The sequence below is a fragment of the Porphyromonas sp. COT-108 OH2963 genome (genome assembly GCF_000768895.1).
Taxonomy (GTDB): Bacteria; Bacteroidota; Bacteroidia; order Bacteroidales; family Porphyromonadaceae; genus Porphyromonas_A; species Porphyromonas_A canoris.
Genome location: NZ_JRAP01000012.1, coordinates 103,139 through 121,346 on the forward strand (window position 1 = coordinate 103,139; position 18,208 = coordinate 121,346).

Consider the following 18,208-nt stretch of genomic DNA (forward strand, 5'->3'; position numbering starts at 1 on the left):
TTGCGCTCCCTAATACACGCAATTGATTTATTTTAGTAACAACAATAACGATAGCAACGATGTCAAAAATTTGTCAAATAACCGGGAAAAGAGCGATGGTGGGGAACAACGTTTCTCACTCTAAGAGACGCACCAAACGAGTATTCGATGCGAACCTCTTCGACAGAAAGTTCTACTGGGTAGAAGAAGACTGCTGGATCCGCATAAAAGTATCTGCAGCAGGCTTGAGACTGATCAATAAGATCGGTTTGGATGCTGCTTTAAGAAGAGCAGCTGAAAATGGTACTCTTAGAAAGTACACTCTACTCTAATTTGTCTAATCTATTCACTTTAATCCCGAAAATTACTTATGGCTAAGAAAGCAAAGGGTAATAGAATCCAAGTGATCCTTGAGTGTACTGAGCACAAAGAGAGTGGAATGCCAGGAACTTCAAGATATATTACCACGAAAAACAGAAAGAACACCACTCAAAGATTGGAGCTTAAGAAATACAATCCTATTCTTAAGCGTATGACCCTACACAAAGAAATTAAATAACAACACACGTATAAGCTATGGCAAAGAAAGCAGTGGCGTCCTTCAAAACCGGTGACGGGCGTACATACTCCAAAGTGATTCGTATGGTGAAGTCTCCAAAAACAGGTGCTTACGTATTTGAAGAAGAGATGGTACCTAACGAAAACGTAAAAGAAGCTCTTGCGAAGAAGTAATCTTTTCCGTTCCGAAAACAATACGGATATAGAAAAGAGGAAAGCAATCCGGCTTCAACCCTCCGCTTAAGAAGAATGTAGTGGTAAAGCTTCCGAAAGCTGACCGAGGCTTTACATTTGAATTAAGCAAACTATATACATCAAGAAACAACAAAACAAAACATTAGAAAGACATGTATTTAGATTCAGCTAAAAAAACCGAGCTTTTCGAGAAATACGGCAAAGGTACAACAGATACAGGCTCACCTGAAAGCCAAATAGCTCTGTTCACATTCAGAATCTCACACTTGACAGAGCACCTTAAACGCAACCGCAAAGACTACAACACAGAGCGCTCTCTAAAGAGACTTGTGGGTAAGCGTCGCCGTCTTCTCAATTATCTCATCAAGATTGACATTGAAAGATATCGTGCTATAATCAAGGAACTCGGAATCCGCAGATAATAAGAGGAAAAAGATTTCCTTGACACCTATAAAGCAGTAACAATCTGTTACAACATAAAGAGAGGGTGAGTCAAAATCAAAATATTTGACTTACCCTCTCACTTTACAAGACACAACAGGCAATCAACAGAAACAACACAAACGATATGGAGATACTCTCTCTTACTATTCCTGCCTTGATTTTTACCGGCATCTATTCTCTGATACTCTTGTTCTTTGCCAACAGATGTCTTTCCTGCGCATTCGCAGTGGAAAGTCTTCAAGAGCATGCAGAGAAACATCCCGAACGAAATTACATGCACCGGATACAGAGCCTCCACAAGCAGTTGAGACTGATAAAAGCGATGCAAGGCCTCGGAGCTATAAGCTTTCTGATGTGTGTGATCTCAACAATTGCCACACTCGTGAATATAAGTATGCTGGCAATCTATACATTCTTACTGGCTTTGGTGTTGCTGGCAGCCTCTTTTATTGTCTGCCTATTGGAGATTTGGACTTCCACAAAAGCAACTCAAGCCAATCTGGACCGTCTGTTTATCTCCGAGAAAAGAAAGAGACAGAGAACTGCCGAAAGTAAAACAGAAAGCATCCCAACGAAGAAGCGTCGCAGGCCTGCAAAAAACAGGACAAAACAAGAAACGATAGAACCAGCCGGTAGGAGCAAAGAAAATATTATTCAAAAAAGCACATAGGGTTTGCAGGATTAAAAAAAAGTCTCTATCTTTGCATTCGCTAAACCTCCCAAGGAGAGTGCTATAAAGCATTTGGCCCATTCGTCTATCGGTTAGGACGCAAGATTTTCATTCTTGAAAGAGGGGTTCGATTCCCCTATGGGCTACTAAAAGAAAATAAACTAAAGATCATTAGATAGAAAATTTAGACATGGCAAATCATAAGTCTGCACTTAAAAGAATAAGACAATCGAGAGCACGTCGCTTGCGCAACCGCTACTACGCTCGTACTATGCGTTCTTCTGTTCGCAAGTTCAGAGCTCTTACAGATAAAGCTATTGCACAAGAGAGACTTCCGGAAGTGGTTTCAATGCTTGACAGAATGGCCAGCAAAAGACGTATTCACAAGAATAAAGCTGCCAATCTCAAGTCTAAGCTGACTCGCTTCGCAAATAGCCTATAACAGCATCAAGTAAGAAGACTTTCTTCTTGGCCCATTCGTCTATCGGTTAGGACGCAAGATTTTCATTCTTGAAAGAGGGGTTCGATTCCCCTATGGGCTACTTACAATAAGACAAATACTGGCTTGTTCTCTCGTTGGGAGGACGAGCCTTTTTGTTTGTAAAGGCATTCTACCCTAAAGAAGTAACAACGATCACTCAAGAGAAAACTCTTATGGTATCTCTTTGGAAACTTTTCCGAACATTCTTTGTAATAGGTGGCTTCACCTTTGGGGGAGGTCATGCCATGCTTCCTCTCATACAAGAAGAGATCGTCAGCAAGAAAAAATGGCTGACAGATAAGGAGTTTATAGATCTCTTTGCTGTAGCACAGTCTCTTCCTGGAGTCTTTGCCGTGAATATGTCGATATTTATAGGCTACAAGCTAAGAGGCCCGATAGGAGCAGTGGCTTGTGCTCTTGGGGCAACACTACCATCTTTTCTGATCATTCTTATACTGGCTCTTTTCTTCTCTCAAATCAGAGAGAATGAGTATGTGGAGCGAGTGTTCAAAGGCTTACGTCCGATAGTTGTGGCAATGATAGCCGCTCCGGTATTCCAGACATGGAAGAGGTTGCACCTTCCACACACTACAATATGGATTCCGATAGCTGTTGCCATCGCGGTCTGGTACTTCGGAATATCCCCTGTGATAGTCATCATTGTAGCCGGAGCTTTGGGCTACATCTATACGGAGCATATCCGAAGAAGACTTCATCCCAATAAAGAATAACCGATATGATCTATTTGGAACTGTTTTACGTCTATCTTAAACTCGGATTCTTCGGCTTTGGCGGAGGGTATGCAATGCTTTCCCTTATACAGGATGAAGTAGTGGTGAAACACCAATGGCTGACCGCTCAAGAGTTTACAGACATTGTCGCCATCTCTCAAATGACTCCCGGACCGATAGGGATCAATAGTGCCACCTACATAGGATACGTTGTTACCGGATCTGTTTGGGGCAGCGTCCTTGCCACATTGTCGGTAATGCTGCCTTCGTTTCTACTGGTATTCATCATTTCTTATTCTTTCTCTCGGTTTGCCAACAACAGGCATGTGGAAGCCGTGTTCAGGGGGATAAGACCTGCCGCCATCGGGCTTATTGCTGCAGCGGCACTGCTTCTGTGCAACAGCGAAAACTTTATAGACTACAAAAGCATCCTCTTTTTTGCTATTGCCCTTATCATTACCATTAAGAAACTTTTGCATCCGATTCTTACCATTATTATAGGCGGAATCATAAGTTTTATTGTTTATAGCATATAGCGAAATGCTTCATATTTACAGCACATTATAGTAATGGCAAGGAATTTATAGGATTTGATAAAAATAAATTGCCAAACTCTTGGTGCAATGAATATAATGAAGTAATTTTGCACCCATGGAAGTATTGTTCAATATATAACTCTCAAAAAAAAGGTTATGAAAGCGAAATTTATCAAAGTTGCTTTGGCTGCTATTTTCACAGTAGCTTTGGCTTCTTGTACAGGTAACAAGTCTGCAGAAACTACAACTGAAGAAACAGTTGCTCCTGTAGAAGTAGTAGAAGTAGTAGAAACTCCGACAGATAGCCTTGCTACTTGCGAAGGTAAGGAAAACTGCGAGCACAAAGAAAACTGCGAAGGTAAGGAGAACTGCGAGCACAAGGAAAACTGCGAGCACAAAGAAGGCGAAGCAGACTGCTGCAAGGACAAGAAGTAAGACTTAAAACAAGATCTCTAAGATCTGTTTTGGAATAAGAGAAGCGGAATGCGATAATATCGTAGTTCCGCTTTTCTTTTACCCTAAAAAGTCCTCTGTTATGGAGAGACAGCTCTTGGGGAAAGAAGATGAAGATAAAAACCTTATCTTCGGGAGTGATACAAGAAACAGACAACAGCAAATGAAAAAATTCACCTTAATACTCTCCCTCTGCCTGATCTCCTTTGTGGTTCACGCGCAATCCGATCCGAAGACGGACAAGCAGGTAGCTTCGATCCGAGCGGCATATAATAAAGCAACGCAAATGGCGACGCACTCCACAGCGAAGAAAGATAAAGAGAACTGCATGACGCTAACCATGTCTCGCAACATGCCGGACAGCGGAGTGTCGCGACTCACTACGGAGTTTTTCTTCATTCCCGGCACGGATGAGGAGCATCCCCTCAATGAGCTTTATCTCGTCCGCACGTCTTGGAACTACGGAACGGAAAAGTTTTACCGCGAGTTTCTATTCGACCCCAAGAGCGGCGATCTGTTGTTTTCCTATTACAAGGACAACGAGACAGGAGGTGATGCCTCCTCCGAAAGTCTGCCGGCAAGTGTCGAGAGGCGGATCTACTACGCCGGGACAAAAGCCATCCGGTACACCACTATCACGACACCTTTGGATCCTCAGACCCGAAAGCCTCTTCCGAACGGGGCAAAGCAGAAGCAAGAAGGAGCAAAGCCGCTGCCAAAGCTTCTTTGGGATGATGCGGAAATCTCCCGATCGTTCTATGACACCTTCAACAATGTCTCCAATGTCGAATTCTAAACGCCTTATCTCATGAAGAAAACCGCTCTTTTTCTCCTTCTTTTCGCGCTTTCTTTTGCCGTTCATGCTCAGCCCTCTGCCGTCAAGACGCACATTCAAAAGGTTGAAAAGATCCGCAAAGCTCTTGCTGAAACCATTCGACAGTCGAAAGACGAGCCTCATGTCATCAACGTCATGGAGATAAATCTCCGGAGCAGATCTCCCGAAGGAGAGATCATTCAGGAGAAAGTAAAATGTTTTTTCGGGCTTGAATGGGAAAGCACACTCAAGGAAAGAGGGATCGAAACGGCAGGAATTCCGGGATGTAAGTTCATCTACTTTCCTTATCTGATTCGCAGGGAGTGGAGTGTCGAGAATGAAAAATTCACCTATGAATACCTGTTCGACAACTCGGACACGCCTCATCTCATCCACGCTCACTATGCCGTAACCGATCTTGCCACCGGCGCTCCTCATCAGGATGTGCACAACTATTACAATCACGATGGACTTCTGTGGGGAGAGAGCCGCGAGTTTGATCCGGAGACACATCAGGTAGTGCTGACCACCGAGTCCGTATCCATCGACAGCGACCTCACCGGAGCAGCCTTCGAGCTACGTTTCGCCACCCTCTTTGCCGAGACTCTTCAGAAGCTCGCTTGCAATATTCGCTGACATTTCCGGCTGAAGAAACGGACAAATACTGAAGTAAAAAGAGCAGTTTTTCGCTTGACAAAAGTGGGGAACTGCTTTTATAATATGCTCCCGACAGCTTTCCGAGTCCGAAGTTTGAAATATAGAATTGTTCATTATCAATCCAACTTTTCATCAAGCACTTTTCAGGTATTAGTCCGTTGCCTCCAAAATTTTCATTGCTCCCTTTCGGAGCAGTTCTGCGTGCCTGCCAGGCAGAAATAGAAGAAGGGCTGCCTCCCTTCTGATTCGGGAAGCAGCCCTTCGTGTTGATGATATTTTCTTCCGGTCTGTTACATCATTCCGCCCATACCTTGCGGCATTGCCGGCATTGCCGGCTCTTCGGACTTGATGTCGGTAATGACGCACTCGGTTGTGAGGAACATACTGGCGATGGATGCGGCATTTTCAAGAGCAACGCGGGTAACCTTTGTGGGGTCGATGACGCCGGCTTCGTACAGATTGACGAACTGCTCTGTGCGAGCGTTGTAGCCGTAATCGGCTTCGTGTTCTTTCACTTTCTGAACGATGACTGCTCCTTCTTTTCCGGCATTTGCCACGATCTGACGAAGAGGTTCTTCGATGGCACGTCTGATGATCTCTATTCCGGTGTTTTCGTCATCGTTCTCACCCTTGAGACCTTCGAGAGCTTTCGCGGCACGGATGTAAGCGATACCACCTCCGGGCACTGTTCCCTCTTCCACAGCGGCACGGGTTGCGCTCAGAGCATCCTCTACCCGATCTTTCTTCTCCTTCATTTCCACTTCGGAAGGTGCGCCGACGTAAAGGACAGCCACACCGCCGGAAAGTTTGGCAAGACGTTCTTGTAGCTTTTCACGATCGTAGTCGGATGTTGTAGAGTCCATTTGGGCACGTATCTGAGCCACTCTTGTTGCGATGTCTTCTTTGGATCCTGCACCGTTTACGATAGTGGTGTTATCCTTGTCGATCGTAACTTTTTCTGTCGTGCCAAGCATCTCCATGGTTGCGGAGTCGAGCTTGAGACCCTTCTCTTCAGAGATAACGGTACCGCCGGTAAGGATGGCGATGTCTTCCAACATAGCCTTGCGTCTGTCTCCATAACCCGGAGCTTTCACGGCACATATCTTGAGAGAACCGCGGAGACGGTTCACCACAAGGGTTGCCAACGCTTCACTCTCGATGTCTTCGGCAATGATAAGAAGAGGTTTGCCTGTCTGTACCACCTGCTCAAGGATAGGAAGAAACTCCTTGAGAGTGGAGATCTTCTTGTCTGTGATAAGAAGATATGGGCTGTCGAACTCTACGGTCATCTTCTCTGTATTGGTCACGAAGTAGGGAGAGATGTATCCTTTGTCAAACTGCATACCTTCCACCACCTCTACCGTGGTCTCTATTCCTTTCGCCTCTTCCACTGTGATGACGCCCTCTTTCTTTACCTTGCGCATCGCTTCCGCAATGAGAGCACCGATCTTCTCGTCTCCATTGGCAGAGATCTTTGCTACGTGTTCGATCTTAGCCAAGTCGTCGCCGATCTCTTTGGACTGTGAGCGAAGATGCTCCACAACCTTCTCCACAGCTTTATCTATACCGCGCTTGAGATCCATCGGATTGGCTCCGGCAGCAACGTTCTTCAATCCCACCCCGATGATGGCTTGTGCAAGCACGGTAGCTGTCGTTGTTCCGTCTCCGGCATCATCGTTGGTCTTGGAAGCCACCTCTTTCACAAGCTGTGCTCCCATGTTTTCAAACGGATCTTCCAGCTCGATCTCCTTCGCAACAGAGACACCGTCCTTGGTGATGTGCGGTGCACCGAACTTCTTATCCAATATCACGTTGCGTCCCTTGGGACCGAGTGTTACCTTCACTGCATTGGCAAGAGCGTCCACACCTCTCTTTAGCAGGTCTCTTGCTTCTATATCGAATTTAATGTCTTTTGCCATGTCTTTATCTGATTCTGTTTATCTGTTCTTTCATTACTTCTCTACCACTGCAAGTACATCGGACTGCTTCATGATAAGCAGCTTTTCGCCACCGAATTCTATCTCTGTTCCGGCATACTTTCCATACAGTACTTCATCACCCACAGCCAGTACCATCTCTTCGTCCTTAGTGCCTTGGCCTACGGCTTTCACTACTCCTCTCAGAGGTTTTTCCTTTGCACTGTCCGGAATGATAATGCCTGAAACTGTCTTCTCTTCTTGAGCAGAAGGTAGGATCACTACTCTATCTGCAAGCGGTTTAATGTTCATAGATTTTGAATATTATGTTATTTAACTTTTATGTCTATCCTCTTACTTCTCCAAATGTATGCCACCGGCTCAAAGCGGAAACTAACATGACGGTTCTGTCAGTCCCCGTGCCACTCCGGGAACAAAGCACTCCATCACTCTTGCTCCTGCCTTCGAGCGAAGTGTCAATGCATGGCAAGATGCCGGAACAAGTATCGTGCGTCCCATCTTGTATGAGCATTTCTGTCCGTCTGCTTCCAGCTCCACATCTCCCTCCACTACCATGCAGACCGTGAAAGAGTCTCTTTCGGCAAGGGAGATATGTATCTCTTCTCCCCGAAGCTGAACGATAGAGGTGATAAAGTATGGCGACTCCACAACCTGCCTATGCTCGGACAGAGCGGGAGACATATCGTATTGCGTGCGATAGTCTGACGATACCGAATAGTCTATGACATCCTTGGCAAGCTCCGTGTGCAACTCTCTCTCGTTCCCGTCCGCATCTTTCCTTTTGTAGTCGTATATCCTGTAAGTGATGTTGCTGTTCTGCTGTATCTCCGCCACCAGACAGCCGCTGCAGATGGCATGGATACGTCCGGCAGGAAGGAAGAAAAGGTCTCCCTTGTTTACCCGATAGCTTGCCAACGCATCGGCAATGGTACCATCTTCGGATCTTGCCACAAACTCCGTTTCGGAGATCTTCTCTCTGAAGCCGGTCTTTAGCGTAGCATCCGGAGCAGCATCCACCACATACCACATCTCCGTTTTACCAAAAGAGTGGTGCCGCTGCTGGGCTATCTCATCGTTCGGATGCACCTGTATGCTCAGGTCGGCTGCTGCATCTATGTATTTAATAAGGAGGGGGAAGGTATCTCCATACTTTTCGTACACCTGCCTGCCCAGCAGTTCCGATCCGTACTCCGAGATCAGATCCGAGAGCAATCGTCCTTTAAGAGATCCTTCGGCTACTACCGAGATACTTCCCGGAATGAGTGAAATCTCCCAGCTCTCCCCTATCTTCTTCTCCGAAGAGGGCAGTCCCTTGAATGGTTCGAGCCTGTGTCCACCCCAGATAATCTCTTTCAGGATGGGAACGAACGTCAGCGGATAAAGTTTATTATTGTTCATGACTCTCTTTTAGCTTTAGTTTGATACAAAAATGGGGTGCTTCTCCCTCTGCGGAAGAGATCATTACGGCATATCCCTGCCCCGATGGAGCATAGTGCGTGATAAGCTCTGCTCCGTGGGCTGCCTCTGCTATGAAGTGAATATCCACCTCTTGAACCTCTCGGCGGAGCACTTCGTCCACCGGTAGAGTGTTCATTGCCATCGTTACCCAAATGGCACTGTTCACATGGTTGTTGATGTCCAGATCGGAGTATCTCACCTTATGATCAAGCCCCGCAATCTTACTCTCCTCTTCCTCTCGTCCCCATACGCTCCGTGCCGGCACAGGCATCTCCACCCCTTCCGGTGCAGATACCACCACTTCTTTGGTCAGAATATGGGTGAGCGGGATAGCTCTTCTGGACTGCATATCCATAGCCACCCAGTAGCTCGTTGCGGTACAGATGAGCTTCTCTCCCTGATGCACCATGAAGTTACGAGTAGTCTTCACTGCCCCTACATCTGTCACGAATGTAGTTATTTTGAATGAGGCATCATGGTTTAACGGCTGCTCGAAATGTATGGAAAGGCGATGCAATGCCCAAGTATAACCTTGCTCCTGCAACTTCATCACGCCAAATCCGTAGCGATTGGCATGAAGTCCGGCCGTGTGAATAAGTCTGCTCACCAGCTTGCTCAAGGGAAAGCGACCTGCGGCATCCAGATGAAACGTCCAAAGCTGAAACTCCTCTTGTATGACGTAAGGAGCAATTTCGGTAGAAATCATAAGCGATACTGTTTTTTGATTCTGCTCCGACAAATTTACATAGAAAAGATGTTTCTTCATAATAGAGTCTTTCGCCCTTTTTCGGAAGGCTGTTTTTATATATTCCATACCAAAAAAATGCTTGTTTTTTCTTACTCTCTATTTTGATCGGAGGGAGCGTTTTCAGAGCACGACCGAATTGTTAAATTCGGGCTGTTTTATTAACACAAATTCCGATACAAGTTCACTCAAAACGCTAAACGAGCATATTCTTTCGGCTTAACGTGTTTAATTTTTCAATGAACACGTTTACCGATTTCATTAAACACGTTTACCGGATCCCTTGAATCCGACCAAGGAGAGCGTTGATCCGAAATTCGCGATTTCTCATACCGCATTGGCTTCAAGCAGATTAAGGCACATTTCTCCCATTTACCTCTAAAAATCCGCAATGAGATACTCTGCTTCGGAGGGCGAAACCGGGAGACCGTTTTTATATAAAAGCTCCCTGAAAAACCTCTCCCGGAAGAGTGCAGCCGGACAATATCTATTAGACAATAAATAACTATCTTTAGCGATATTATTTCAGATCAACAGAGATGAGCGGTATTATTAAAAGCATTCTGGACACAGACTTGTACAAGTTTACCACAGGGTATGCATACTCCAAGCTGTTTCCACGCGCAAAAGGAGAGTTTCGTTTTGTGGATAGAGACGAAGTGGTCTATCCTAAAGGATTTGATACACTGGTGAGAGAAGAGATACAGAAGATGTCTCTCCTCTGTCTCACTCCCGAAGAGGAGACCTTCCTCTACAAAATGCTCCCTTATCTGCCTCCGACCTACATAGACTTTCTGAAAGGGTACAGATACAATCCGGAAGAGATAGAGGTCTGGATGGATGAGAAGAATCACCTGCATATCGTAGCCAGCGGACTCCTCTACCGCATCACTATGTGGGAAACACCTATACTGGCTCTTGTCTCCGAACTCTATTTCAGAGTAACGGGAGCCACTCCGGACTGGGTTCATATTCGGAACGAGACCCGAAGGAAGGCAGAAGAGATAGCCAAACACGAGATACAGACTTCGATATTCGGCATGAGACGCCGGTTCAGCTCCGAAGTGGAAGACAAGGTAACAAGCATCCTGAAAGAGCATGCCGGCAACTATCTCTTCGGTACATCCAATGTCTACTACGCCATGAAGCACAACCTGCGAGTATCGGGTACGCATCCTCACGAGTGGATACAGTTTCACGGAGCGATATTCGGCTACAAGATGGCAAACTACATGGCTATGGAGCACTGGATAGATGTTTATGATGGAGATTTGGGCACAGTCCTCACAGATACCTATACCACCGATGTCTTCATGCGAAACTTCTCGAAAAAACATGCCATGCTCTTCACCTCCATAAGGCACGACAGTGGCGACCCGTTCGGATTCGTGGAAAAAGCGATCTCCAGATACAAAGAGCTTCGTGTGGATCCGCAGATCAAGTATATCGTATTCTCGGACAGCCTCAACATAGAAAAGGCAAAGAAGATCAAAGCATACTGCTCCGGCAGGATAGGTGCCACGTTCGGTATAGGGACGAACCTGACAAATGATGTCGGGAACGGCATCAAACCGCTCAACATAGTGATGAAGCTGTTCCGCTGCCAGATTACCTCCTCTCAACCATGGTATAACTGTGTCAAGCTTTCTGATGTCGATGGAAAGCACACAGGTGACAAACGCGAGATAGAGCTGGCACAACGCACGCTGCTGATAAGCACGCCTTAAGAGCCTTACAGCTAAAGCAAAACAGCCGATACAGGCACCCTCTCTTTTGTATTACCTAATCAAAAACAGATACTTATGAGTAAAACTTCCTCTTCCGACGATCCGATAAAAGGATTACCGGAAAATGCTTTCAGAGAACTCAAGCCGGGAGAAGAGTACGTCCCGGTAGTGCCGGAACACAAGTCTATTCCGGATGTGACGGTTTGGTCTGTACTCTGGGGTGTGCTTATGGCTGTGATATTCAGTGCAGCCGCTGCCTATCTGGGACTAAAGGTAGGACAGGTGTTTGAAGCCGCAATCCCCATTGCCATCATTGCCGCTGGACTGTCGTCTGCAACCAAGAGAAAAAATTCTCTGCACGAGAATGTCATCATTCAATCTATCGGTTCAGCCTCCGGAGTGGTAGTGGCAGGAGCCATCTTTACGCTGCCTGCCATCTACATCTTGCAAGAGAAGTATCCGGAAATGACCGTGAACTTCTTGCAGATCTTTATCTCTTCCCTGCTTGGAGGAGTATTGGGTATCCTGCTTCTGATACCTTTCCGCAAATATTTTGTCAAGGAGATGCACGGGAAATATCCGTTCCCCGAAGCCACTGCTACCTCTCAAGTGTTGATCTCGGCAGAGAAAGGCGGTGCACAAGCCAAGCCTCTTCTTTTGGCAGGTATTATCGGTGGGCTCTACGACTTCCTTGTCTCCACTCTTGGGCTGTGGCACGAAGAGATATCTTCCCGTATGGTGAGCATGGGTAACGCCATAGCGGACAAAGCCAAGCTGATATTCAATATCAATACAGGGGCTGCGGTGCTCGGTCTTGGGTTTATAATAGGTCTGAAGTACTCCTTTATTATATGTGCCGGCTCGTTCCTGATATGGTACATCATCGTTCCGGCTATGTCTCTGATCTATCCGGACACACTCCTTACGTTTGGAGACCCGAACATAACTGTACCTGTTGGAAGCATGTCGCCCGAAGAGATCTTTAAGATCTATGCCCGGAACATTGGTATAGGGGGTATCGCCACTGCCGGAATCATAGGTATCATAAAGAGTAGAAAGATTATCGTATCTGCCCTTGGACTTGCAGCGAAAGAGATGAAGAGTAAGCCGGAAGCATCCGCCGGTGCTGCAGCGACAGCAGAGAAGAGGATAGATAAGGATATACCGATGAAGATTATTGCATGGGGTACTATTCTGGCTCTTGGTGTTACGGGGATATTCTTCTATCTCGGTGTTGTTCAAAATCTGATGCATGCCGTAGTGGCTCTGCTTTTGGTGGCAGTTATCGCATTCCTGTTCACTACCGTTGCGGCAAATGCAACAGCCATCGTAGGTTCCAATCCGGTATCGGGCATGACCCTTATGACCCTTATCCTGGCTTCTCTTATCTTAGGAGTGGTCGGACTTAAAGGTCCTCACGGCATGGTCTCCGCTCTTATCATCGGAGGTGTAGTGTGTACGGCACTCTCTATGGCGGGCGGATTCATCACCGACCTCAAGGTTGGGTATTGGCTTGGAGTATCTCCAAAGTCGCAAGAGAGTTGGAAATTCTTGGGTACTCTCGTCTCTGCCGCTACGGTAGGAGGGGTTATCATGGTGTTGAACAAGACCTACGGTTTCACTTCCGGTGCTCTTGCAGCTCCTCAAGCCAATGCAATGGCTGCGCTGATAGAACCGATGATGCAAGGAGCTTCGGCAAAGTGGGCGTTATACGGCATCGGAGCCGCTATTGCTCTCGTTCTCAACTTTGCAAAAGTGCCGACACTTCCTTTTGCTTTGGGTATGTTTATTCCGCTCCAACTCAATACTCCTCTGCTTGTAGGCGGTCTTGTGAGCTGGTTTGTAGGTAGCAGAAGCAAAAATAGCGACCTCAACAAGGAGCGTGTAGAGAAAGGAACTCTCATAGCTTCCGGATTCATCGCCGGAGGTGCTCTCATGGGTGTGGTAAGCGCAATACTCAGATACTACGAGGTGAATATCTTCCAAACAGAATGGAATGCCAATCCTTGGTCTCAAGCATTGACCGTACTGATGTACTTTGCCATCATATTCTTCTTCGTGAAGATCTCTCTTAGGGTGAAAAGTAAACACTGATCGATAAATAAGGGCGGATAGATTTTTCTATCCGCCCTTTCTATATAATTATATATGTACATAACCGAAGCAAAACCGGAGCATATCCCCGAAATATTGCGAGTACTGAATGCGGCTCGTATCTTTATGTGTCGGAATGGGAATCCTACTCAATGGGCAGAGGGCTACCCGTCTAAAGCGATGATAGAGGAGGATATCCGTCTGGGAGTAGGGTATGTCATCTTGGAGACAGAGCAGTCGGGGCAGCCCTCCGGATATTTTGTGCTGATGGATGGACCGGATCCGACCTACTCCGAGATATACGATGGGACTTGGTCTTACGATAAACCTTATGGCGTTATTCACCGTCTGGCTTCGGATGGTTCGCTTAGAGGGATTGCCTCTGCCGTTTTTGACTTTGCTGCCTCCCGCTATCTCTATCTCCGCATAGATACACACCGAGACAATGCCGTACTGCAACAGATCTTGAAACAACACCTTTTCGCCTATTGCGGTATCATATATCTGGCAAATGGTTCTCCCCGATTGGCATTCGACAAACTGCTCTCTCCCTAAAAACTACATTCTTCTCATCCGACAAAAGACCTTCTCATGTAATAATACAAAAATATCCCTCTATCTATTGCTTGAATAAAAAATATCCCTTACCTTTGCATCGCAAAAATGGGATAACCATTGGAGAGATGGCAGAGTGGTCGATTGCGGCGGTCTTGAAAACCGTTGAGGTGAGAGCCTCCGGGGGTTCGAATCCCTCTCTCTCCGCAATAAACGCTGAAAATCAGCAAATTATAAAACAAACACCCAATTTTACACCCAAGAATGTAAAGTTGGGTGTTTTTATTTTATTTAAGACGAATCATATTCGCTCGGAAAATAATTTGATAAAAAACAGAACAAACGAAAAAAACAACCAATTCATTTTCCGTAAGATTTCGTATCTTTGCAGTAAATAATAAATCAGGGTCTGTCATGATAATATATAATGTTTAAAAATCGTAGTATGAAAAAAAGTAGAAGAAAACGCCTTGTAATTTTGTGTATAGCTTTAGTTTGTATCATAGTTTTAGTTTTTTTATTGTTCTCTAAATCAACTTCTAATAATAGTACAAATCCACCTTTGACAGATGTTTTGACTGATAGCATTTCTCGGATAGTATCAGCTTGTCCTGGTGAAATTGGAGTGGCAATTATTATTAATAACACAGATACAGTTAAAGTTAATGATAAGAGTGTATATCCTATGATGAGTGTATTTAAGGTTCATCAGGCATTAGCTCTTTGCAATGATTTTGATAACAAAGGGATTTCACTTGATACCTTAGTAAAGATAGATAGGAATAGACTTGATTCAAAGACTTGGAGTCCTATGATGAAAGATTATTCCGAGTTGGTTATATCATTAACCGTGAGAGATTTACTTCGTTATACTATTGCTCAAAGTGATAATAATGCAAGCAATCTGATGTTTAAAGATATGGTCAATGTTGCTCAAACTGACAGTTTTATAGCCACACTTATTCCTCGTTCAAGTTTTCAGATAGCTTATACAGAAGAGGAAATGTCGGCTGACCACGATAGGGCTTACTTTAATTATACATCTCCTCTTGGTGCCGCAATGTTGATGAACCGTTTGTTTACCGAAAGTATTGTCAGTGGTGAGAAGCAAAGTTTCATTAAGAATACATTAAAAGAATGTGTGACAGGTACAGATAGAATAGTCGCTCCGCTTCTTGATAAAGAAAGGGTTTCTATTGCACATAAGACGGGTTCTGGTTATGTCAATGAAAATGGTATTCTTGCAGCTCACAATGATGTTGCCTATATATGCCTGCCTAATAATGTCTGCTATACTTTAGCGATATTTGTTAAGGATTTCAAGGGTAATGAATCACAAGCATCACAATATGTTGCGCATATATCAGAGGTCGTATATTCTTTATTAATACAAAATTCGGCAATTCCTTAAGTTGCGTTTACTTTGAAGCTTCAATGGTAAACATTATATAATTTATACAATATAAAAGCACTTCGTAACTATCAGAGTGCTTTTATATTGTCTTTTTTTTCTATTATAACTTGAATCCTCTACTTTTTCTTGGTTCTTCCGTTGGTTGTCGCAAACCTTGCCGAAGTTTCTCCCATTGCTCTTTGAACCATTCGCTTATCGGTTGCCTGTTTATGGTCAGTACAAGTTTGCTATCATCGGTCGGATTCTTCTCCACCTTGAAGATGTTGTTTTTGATTTCAAACTTTCTTCTATGTTCCTCGGAATAAATCTTGCCATTACATTGGATAGCTTCTTTCCTTGTCAAAAGACAATCTATCATATCTTTGGTAAATCCAATGACAGCGCAGAGTTTTTCCATTCTCAACATTTCTCTAAGCATCGGAAACCACTTGAATGCCTTTTCAAGCAGAGTGTTCAATCGTGATATTTCCCTGTCTTTGGCTTCAAGTTCTTGGTTGTGTATGCTCTGAAGATTGCGTATCTGTTTGCCATGTCGCTCTTGCATTTCCTGCATTTGGATTTTGAGGGTGTCAATACCTTTGTCTCGTTTGGCAATCTCTTGGTGCAAATCTTCATTAGTTCGCTCCAGCTCTTTCATCTTTCCACTTCCGAAAAGAGAACCAACTCCGCTTGCTATGGCGGTGGCTGCATTGGTGGCTGTTTTCTTTAGCTTGTCAGTGCGTATTTCTGATTTCACCTGTTTCAGTTCCTGTTCAGCAAGACCTATCTGTTCTTCTTTGTGCCGTTTTGCAGCATCCATGCGTTGCAGTTCGGCTCTCTGCTTTTCAATGATGAAATCATTTCGTTCCAAATGTTCCTTTCCGGTCTCGGATTTAGATTGCCCACGTTGCATGGAGAGGATGTCAGATGCCAAAGTCTGCATTTCCATCATATCGTCATCATTGAGCTTTTGGCTCTTGCCCGTGTCGTGGTTCATCCAGTCGAATACGATATGGGCATGATAATTCGGCTTAAACCACTTTTCACCGACTTGGAAACTCTCCCTATCCCCGGTTTTGGGTTGTCCACTAAGCCAGTGTCCCTCGTCCTTATGCAGGAAGATTTGGAGCGGTGTAATACCCCAGCGTCTCTGGCACTCCTCACCAAACTTTCGTACATCTGCCAGTGTTGTATCTGGTCTGATGAGCAATACTCCCTCACGGATTGGAGAACATCCAGCCACTTTTATAATCTTTCCATTCTTTCCCTTGCGCTCACGCTCCTTTTCCTGCATCGCTCGTCCGGTCTTTTCCTTGACCATCCGTTTGATGCTGTCATAGTGCGCCTGCAGGTCAGGACTGCCGAAGCCCGGGTTTATCCACTGCTCGTTATTGGAAGTCAGTTCGGGTACAATGTAGATTCTGGACTCGCCGATATTGCGCATGTACTCGGCAGTTCTCCGGTTATGAGCCCCGCTTGATGTCACTCTGCAGGGTTTGATATGTATGCTTGATTTTGTTGCCATATTCTTAAAATTTGATTTGGATTGTTGATGAAATCTTCTGTTGTCCGCTCATAACCGCACAGGGTTCTTAGGGGTGCAACCCATAAGCGGAGATTGCAAAGAGAGGGGCACTCTTTGCTCGGGGTTCTTAGGGGAGAAACGCCCTGAGTGGGTCATTAGGGCAAAGCCCTAATCCCCTCGGGAGAGCCCACAACTACGAAAGCGAAGCGTGTAGTTATAGTGGGCTATAACCGAAAGCCGTTTTTCTTTTTCGGTGGTTGGCTGCGCACCCCTTTTGCAGATTGAACTTGCCTGTTTCTTTCAGTCTGTTTCTGTAAGTATTCGTTCAAGTCCTTGCATCCGCTGTATGTCTGCGAAGCGTCACGGATGTATAAGTCCCTGCCGTATTCCTTATAGATTTGCTGCATGGCTTCCATTCCTGCACGGTCATTGTCAAAGAAACAGTGGATGCGCTCATAGCTTCCCAACGGATAGATTGCTTTGGAAACATTGGCTACTGAGTTCAACACCATATAATCTTGCCTGTCCAGTTCGGGATATTTCGGGCAATTCTCCAATCTCAAAGTAAGAAATGAAAGATAGTCCATAAATCCCTCAAACACATAACATGTTTCCCTCGCTGTTCCCGGCTGTTTGATATGAGAAATCTCTTTCGGTGCGATGCATCCCTTGAAATACTGGTTGCGGATTTCATACCCACCCGACACATTGGGAAAGGCGATGGCGAAATACCGTTTGCCATTATGGGTGAAGTGCGCTTCACTGCATTCTCTTTTCGCCATTGCAATGTTTATTCCCCTTTCCTGCAAATAAGCAAGCAGGGCAGGAGAAGAAAGCGGTACAATCTCCAGTTGTTGAAAACTTGGCTCGGAAGATGATTGCTTGCCAAAAGAAAAAGACACGGGGCGAATACGGGGTGTCTGTTCTTCGATTTTTTGCAAGAGGTAAGGCACATGGTCGGAACAATAAAGTTCCTGTGCCAGTGCGATGATATTCCCACCTTTGCCGAGTGCAAAATCATACCATTGGTTACGTTCTGTATTTACCTTGAACGATGCTTCCGTTTCTTCCCTTAGTGGTGACTTATACCACAGGTTTATGCCCTGTTGTTTGACGGGTGAAAATCCTAAACTGTGCAGATAATCCGCTATTTTGATTTGTTTCGCTGTCTGTATATCCATAAGACGATAGGTTTAATGATAGTTGAATTGGTTTATTTTCTCTTTTCGCCCGTACCTCTTTATGAAGTACGGTCT

The 18,208-nt window shown here is 45.2% G+C and carries 21 protein-coding genes and 3 tRNA genes; 18 read left to right on the forward strand and 6 right to left on the reverse strand.

Going from position 1 to position 18,208, the window contains the following annotated elements; all coding sequences use genetic code 11:
* The first annotated feature begins 59 nt into the window (after positions 1 to 59).
* From rpmB to HQ39_RS07005, 13 genes are all read left to right on the forward strand, one after another.
* Positions 60 to 311, forward strand: coding sequence for a 50S ribosomal protein L28 (gene rpmB, locus HQ39_RS06950; protein WP_036789944.1), 252 nt, complete (start codon positions 60 to 62; stop codon positions 309 to 311).
* A gap of 38 nt (positions 312 to 349) precedes the next feature.
* Positions 350 to 538 carry a 50S ribosomal protein L33 gene (rpmG, locus tag HQ39_RS06955; protein ID WP_036789941.1) on the forward strand — a complete coding sequence of 63 codons (189 nt, stop codon included), beginning with the start codon at positions 350 to 352 and terminating at the stop codon, positions 536 to 538.
* 17 nt (positions 539 to 555) lie between these two features.
* Positions 556 to 711, forward strand: a complete 156-nt coding sequence (locus HQ39_RS09430) for a DUF4295 domain-containing protein (RefSeq protein ID WP_081964535.1) — start codon at positions 556 to 558, stop codon at positions 709 to 711.
* 173 nt (positions 712 to 884) lie between these two features.
* A complete protein-coding gene (gene rpsO, locus HQ39_RS06960; RefSeq protein ID WP_036790177.1) occupies positions 885 to 1,154 on the forward strand; it encodes a 30S ribosomal protein S15 in 270 nt (89 codons plus the stop codon).
* 146 nt (positions 1,155 to 1,300) lie between these two features.
* A complete protein-coding gene (locus HQ39_RS06965; RefSeq protein ID WP_052079527.1) occupies positions 1,301 to 1,846 on the forward strand; it encodes a DUF2721 domain-containing protein in 546 nt (181 codons plus the stop codon).
* Positions 1,847 to 1,920: 74 nt separating this feature from the next.
* Positions 1,921 to 1,992 (forward strand) — tRNA-Glu (locus HQ39_RS06970).
* 44 nt (positions 1,993 to 2,036) lie between these two features.
* Complete coding sequence (rpsT, locus tag HQ39_RS06975; protein WP_036789939.1) at positions 2,037 to 2,288, forward strand: 30S ribosomal protein S20; 252 nt, start codon at positions 2,037 to 2,039, stop codon at positions 2,286 to 2,288.
* Between the two features lie 28 nt (positions 2,289 to 2,316).
* Positions 2,317 to 2,388: transfer RNA gene (locus HQ39_RS06980), tRNA-Glu, on the forward strand.
* A 112-nt stretch (positions 2,389 to 2,500) separates the two neighbouring features.
* On the forward strand, positions 2,501 to 3,058 hold the full coding sequence (locus tag HQ39_RS06985) for a chromate transporter (RefSeq protein WP_036865117.1): 558 nt from the start codon (positions 2,501 to 2,503) through the stop codon (positions 3,056 to 3,058).
* 5 nt (positions 3,059 to 3,063) lie between these two features.
* On the forward strand, positions 3,064 to 3,594 hold the full coding sequence (locus HQ39_RS06990) for a chromate transporter (protein ID WP_036864931.1): 531 nt from the start codon (positions 3,064 to 3,066) through the stop codon (positions 3,592 to 3,594).
* Positions 3,595 to 3,750: 156 nt separating this feature from the next.
* A complete protein-coding gene (locus HQ39_RS06995; RefSeq protein ID WP_036844739.1) occupies positions 3,751 to 4,029 on the forward strand; it encodes a hypothetical protein in 279 nt (92 codons plus the stop codon).
* Positions 4,030 to 4,129: 100 nt separating this feature from the next.
* On the forward strand, positions 4,130 to 4,843 hold the full coding sequence (locus HQ39_RS07000) for a hypothetical protein (protein WP_036864932.1): 714 nt from the start codon (positions 4,130 to 4,132) through the stop codon (positions 4,841 to 4,843).
* Between the two features lie 12 nt (positions 4,844 to 4,855).
* Positions 4,856 to 5,497, forward strand: a complete 642-nt coding sequence (locus tag HQ39_RS07005; RefSeq protein ID WP_036864933.1) for a hypothetical protein — start codon at positions 4,856 to 4,858, stop codon at positions 5,495 to 5,497.
* Between the two features lie 311 nt (positions 5,498 to 5,808).
* Here HQ39_RS07005 and groL read toward each other — a convergent pair whose 3' ends face one another.
* The 4 genes from groL to HQ39_RS07025 all read right to left on the reverse strand — a co-directional run bounded on the left by groL (position 5,809) and on the right by HQ39_RS07025 (position 9,619).
* The gene (gene groL / locus HQ39_RS07010) at positions 5,809 to 7,437 is read right to left on the reverse strand and encodes a chaperonin GroEL (RefSeq protein ID WP_036789926.1); all 1,629 of its coding nucleotides are present in this window, start codon (positions 7,435 to 7,437) and stop codon (positions 5,809 to 5,811) included.
* Positions 7,438 to 7,470: 33 nt separating this feature from the next.
* Positions 7,471 to 7,746, reverse strand: a complete 276-nt coding sequence (locus HQ39_RS07015) for a co-chaperone GroES (protein WP_036789922.1) — start codon at positions 7,744 to 7,746, stop codon at positions 7,471 to 7,473.
* Between the two features lie 81 nt (positions 7,747 to 7,827).
* Complete coding sequence (locus HQ39_RS07020) at positions 7,828 to 8,853, reverse strand: type I phosphomannose isomerase catalytic subunit (RefSeq protein ID WP_036864935.1); 1,026 nt, start codon at positions 8,851 to 8,853, stop codon at positions 7,828 to 7,830.
* On the reverse strand, positions 8,843 to 9,619 hold the full coding sequence (locus HQ39_RS07025) for an acyl-[acyl-carrier-protein] thioesterase (protein WP_160216117.1): 777 nt from the start codon (positions 9,617 to 9,619) through the stop codon (positions 8,843 to 8,845). The genes HQ39_RS07020 and HQ39_RS07025 overlap by 11 nt, the downstream gene beginning before the upstream one ends.
* Positions 9,620 to 10,197: 578 nt before the next feature.
* Between HQ39_RS07025 and pncB the strand changes: the two genes are divergently transcribed.
* The 5 genes from pncB (at position 10,198) to HQ39_RS07050 (ending at position 15,445) form a co-directional block, all read left to right on the forward strand.
* Positions 10,198 to 11,385, forward strand: a complete 1,188-nt coding sequence (pncB, locus tag HQ39_RS07030) for a nicotinate phosphoribosyltransferase (protein WP_036864938.1) — start codon at positions 10,198 to 10,200, stop codon at positions 11,383 to 11,385.
* A 75-nt stretch (positions 11,386 to 11,460) separates the two neighbouring features.
* A complete protein-coding gene (locus HQ39_RS07035; RefSeq protein WP_036789912.1) occupies positions 11,461 to 13,479 on the forward strand; it encodes an OPT family oligopeptide transporter in 2,019 nt (672 codons plus the stop codon).
* 54 nt (positions 13,480 to 13,533) lie between these two features.
* The gene (locus HQ39_RS07040; RefSeq protein WP_036844716.1) at positions 13,534 to 14,034 is read left to right on the forward strand and encodes a hypothetical protein; all 501 of its coding nucleotides are present in this window, start codon (positions 13,534 to 13,536) and stop codon (positions 14,032 to 14,034) included.
* 122 nt (positions 14,035 to 14,156) lie between these two features.
* A tRNA-Ser gene (locus tag HQ39_RS07045) sits at positions 14,157 to 14,241 on the forward strand.
* Between the two features lie 238 nt (positions 14,242 to 14,479).
* Positions 14,480 to 15,445, forward strand: a complete 966-nt coding sequence (locus HQ39_RS07050; RefSeq protein ID WP_004319679.1) for a CfxA family broad-spectrum class A beta-lactamase — start codon at positions 14,480 to 14,482, stop codon at positions 15,443 to 15,445.
* Positions 15,446 to 15,548: 103 nt separating this feature from the next.
* Here the strand turns inward: HQ39_RS07050 and HQ39_RS07055 are convergent, their stop codons facing one another.
* Complete coding sequence (locus tag HQ39_RS07055) at positions 15,549 to 16,952, reverse strand: hypothetical protein (protein ID WP_004292946.1); 1,404 nt, start codon at positions 16,950 to 16,952, stop codon at positions 15,549 to 15,551.
* A 224-nt stretch (positions 16,953 to 17,176) separates the two neighbouring features.
* Positions 17,177 to 18,133, reverse strand: coding sequence for a toprim domain-containing protein (locus HQ39_RS07060; RefSeq protein ID WP_004319668.1), 957 nt, complete (start codon positions 18,131 to 18,133; stop codon positions 17,177 to 17,179).
* Between the last annotated feature and the right edge of the window lie 75 nt (positions 18,134 to 18,208).

Excerpts from the sequence above, each read along its gene's own strand:
- HQ39_RS07015 (WP_036789922.1), bottom strand. The coding sequence starts at position 7,746 with ATGAACATTAAACCGCTTGCAGATAGAGTAGTGATCCTACCTTCTGCT.
- rpmB (WP_036789944.1), top strand. The coding sequence starts at position 60 with ATGTCAAAAATTTGTCAAATAACCGGGAAAAGAGCGATGGTGGGGAAC.
- rpsT (WP_036789939.1), top strand. The coding sequence starts at position 2,037 with ATGGCAAATCATAAGTCTGCACTTAAAAGAATAAGACAATCGAGAGCA.
- HQ39_RS06995 (WP_036844739.1), top strand. The coding sequence starts at position 3,751 with ATGAAAGCGAAATTTATCAAAGTTGCTTTGGCTGCTATTTTCACAGTA.
- HQ39_RS07000 (WP_036864932.1), top strand. The coding sequence starts at position 4,130 with ATGGAGAGACAGCTCTTGGGGAAAGAAGATGAAGATAAAAACCTTATC.
- HQ39_RS07050 (WP_004319679.1), top strand. The coding sequence starts at position 14,480 with ATGAAAAAAAGTAGAAGAAAACGCCTTGTAATTTTGTGTATAGCTTTA.
- HQ39_RS07005 (WP_036864933.1), top strand. The coding sequence starts at position 4,856 with ATGAAGAAAACCGCTCTTTTTCTCCTTCTTTTCGCGCTTTCTTTTGCC.
- rpsO (WP_036790177.1), top strand. The coding sequence starts at position 885 with ATGTATTTAGATTCAGCTAAAAAAACCGAGCTTTTCGAGAAATACGGC.
- HQ39_RS07040 (WP_036844716.1), top strand. The coding sequence starts at position 13,534 with ATGTACATAACCGAAGCAAAACCGGAGCATATCCCCGAAATATTGCGA.
- HQ39_RS07025 (WP_160216117.1), bottom strand. The coding sequence starts at position 9,619 with ATGATTTCTACCGAAATTGCTCCTTACGTCATACAAGAGGAGTTTCAG.
- HQ39_RS06965 (WP_052079527.1), top strand. The coding sequence starts at position 1,301 with ATGGAGATACTCTCTCTTACTATTCCTGCCTTGATTTTTACCGGCATC.
- rpmG (WP_036789941.1), top strand. The coding sequence starts at position 350 with ATGGCTAAGAAAGCAAAGGGTAATAGAATCCAAGTGATCCTTGAGTGT.
- HQ39_RS07060 (WP_004319668.1), bottom strand. The coding sequence starts at position 18,133 with ATGGATATACAGACAGCGAAACAAATCAAAATAGCGGATTATCTGCAC.
- HQ39_RS07055 (WP_004292946.1), bottom strand. The coding sequence starts at position 16,952 with ATGGCAACAAAATCAAGCATACATATCAAACCCTGCAGAGTGACATCA.
- pncB (WP_036864938.1), top strand. The coding sequence starts at position 10,198 with ATGAGCGGTATTATTAAAAGCATTCTGGACACAGACTTGTACAAGTTT.
- HQ39_RS06990 (WP_036864931.1), top strand. The coding sequence starts at position 3,064 with ATGATCTATTTGGAACTGTTTTACGTCTATCTTAAACTCGGATTCTTC.
- HQ39_RS07020 (WP_036864935.1), bottom strand. The coding sequence starts at position 8,853 with ATGAACAATAATAAACTTTATCCGCTGACGTTCGTTCCCATCCTGAAA.
- HQ39_RS09430 (WP_081964535.1), top strand. The coding sequence starts at position 556 with ATGGCAAAGAAAGCAGTGGCGTCCTTCAAAACCGGTGACGGGCGTACA.
- HQ39_RS07035 (WP_036789912.1), top strand. The coding sequence starts at position 11,461 with ATGAGTAAAACTTCCTCTTCCGACGATCCGATAAAAGGATTACCGGAA.
- groL (WP_036789926.1), bottom strand. The coding sequence starts at position 7,437 with ATGGCAAAAGACATTAAATTCGATATAGAAGCAAGAGACCTGCTAAAG.
- HQ39_RS06985 (WP_036865117.1), top strand. The coding sequence starts at position 2,501 with ATGGTATCTCTTTGGAAACTTTTCCGAACATTCTTTGTAATAGGTGGC.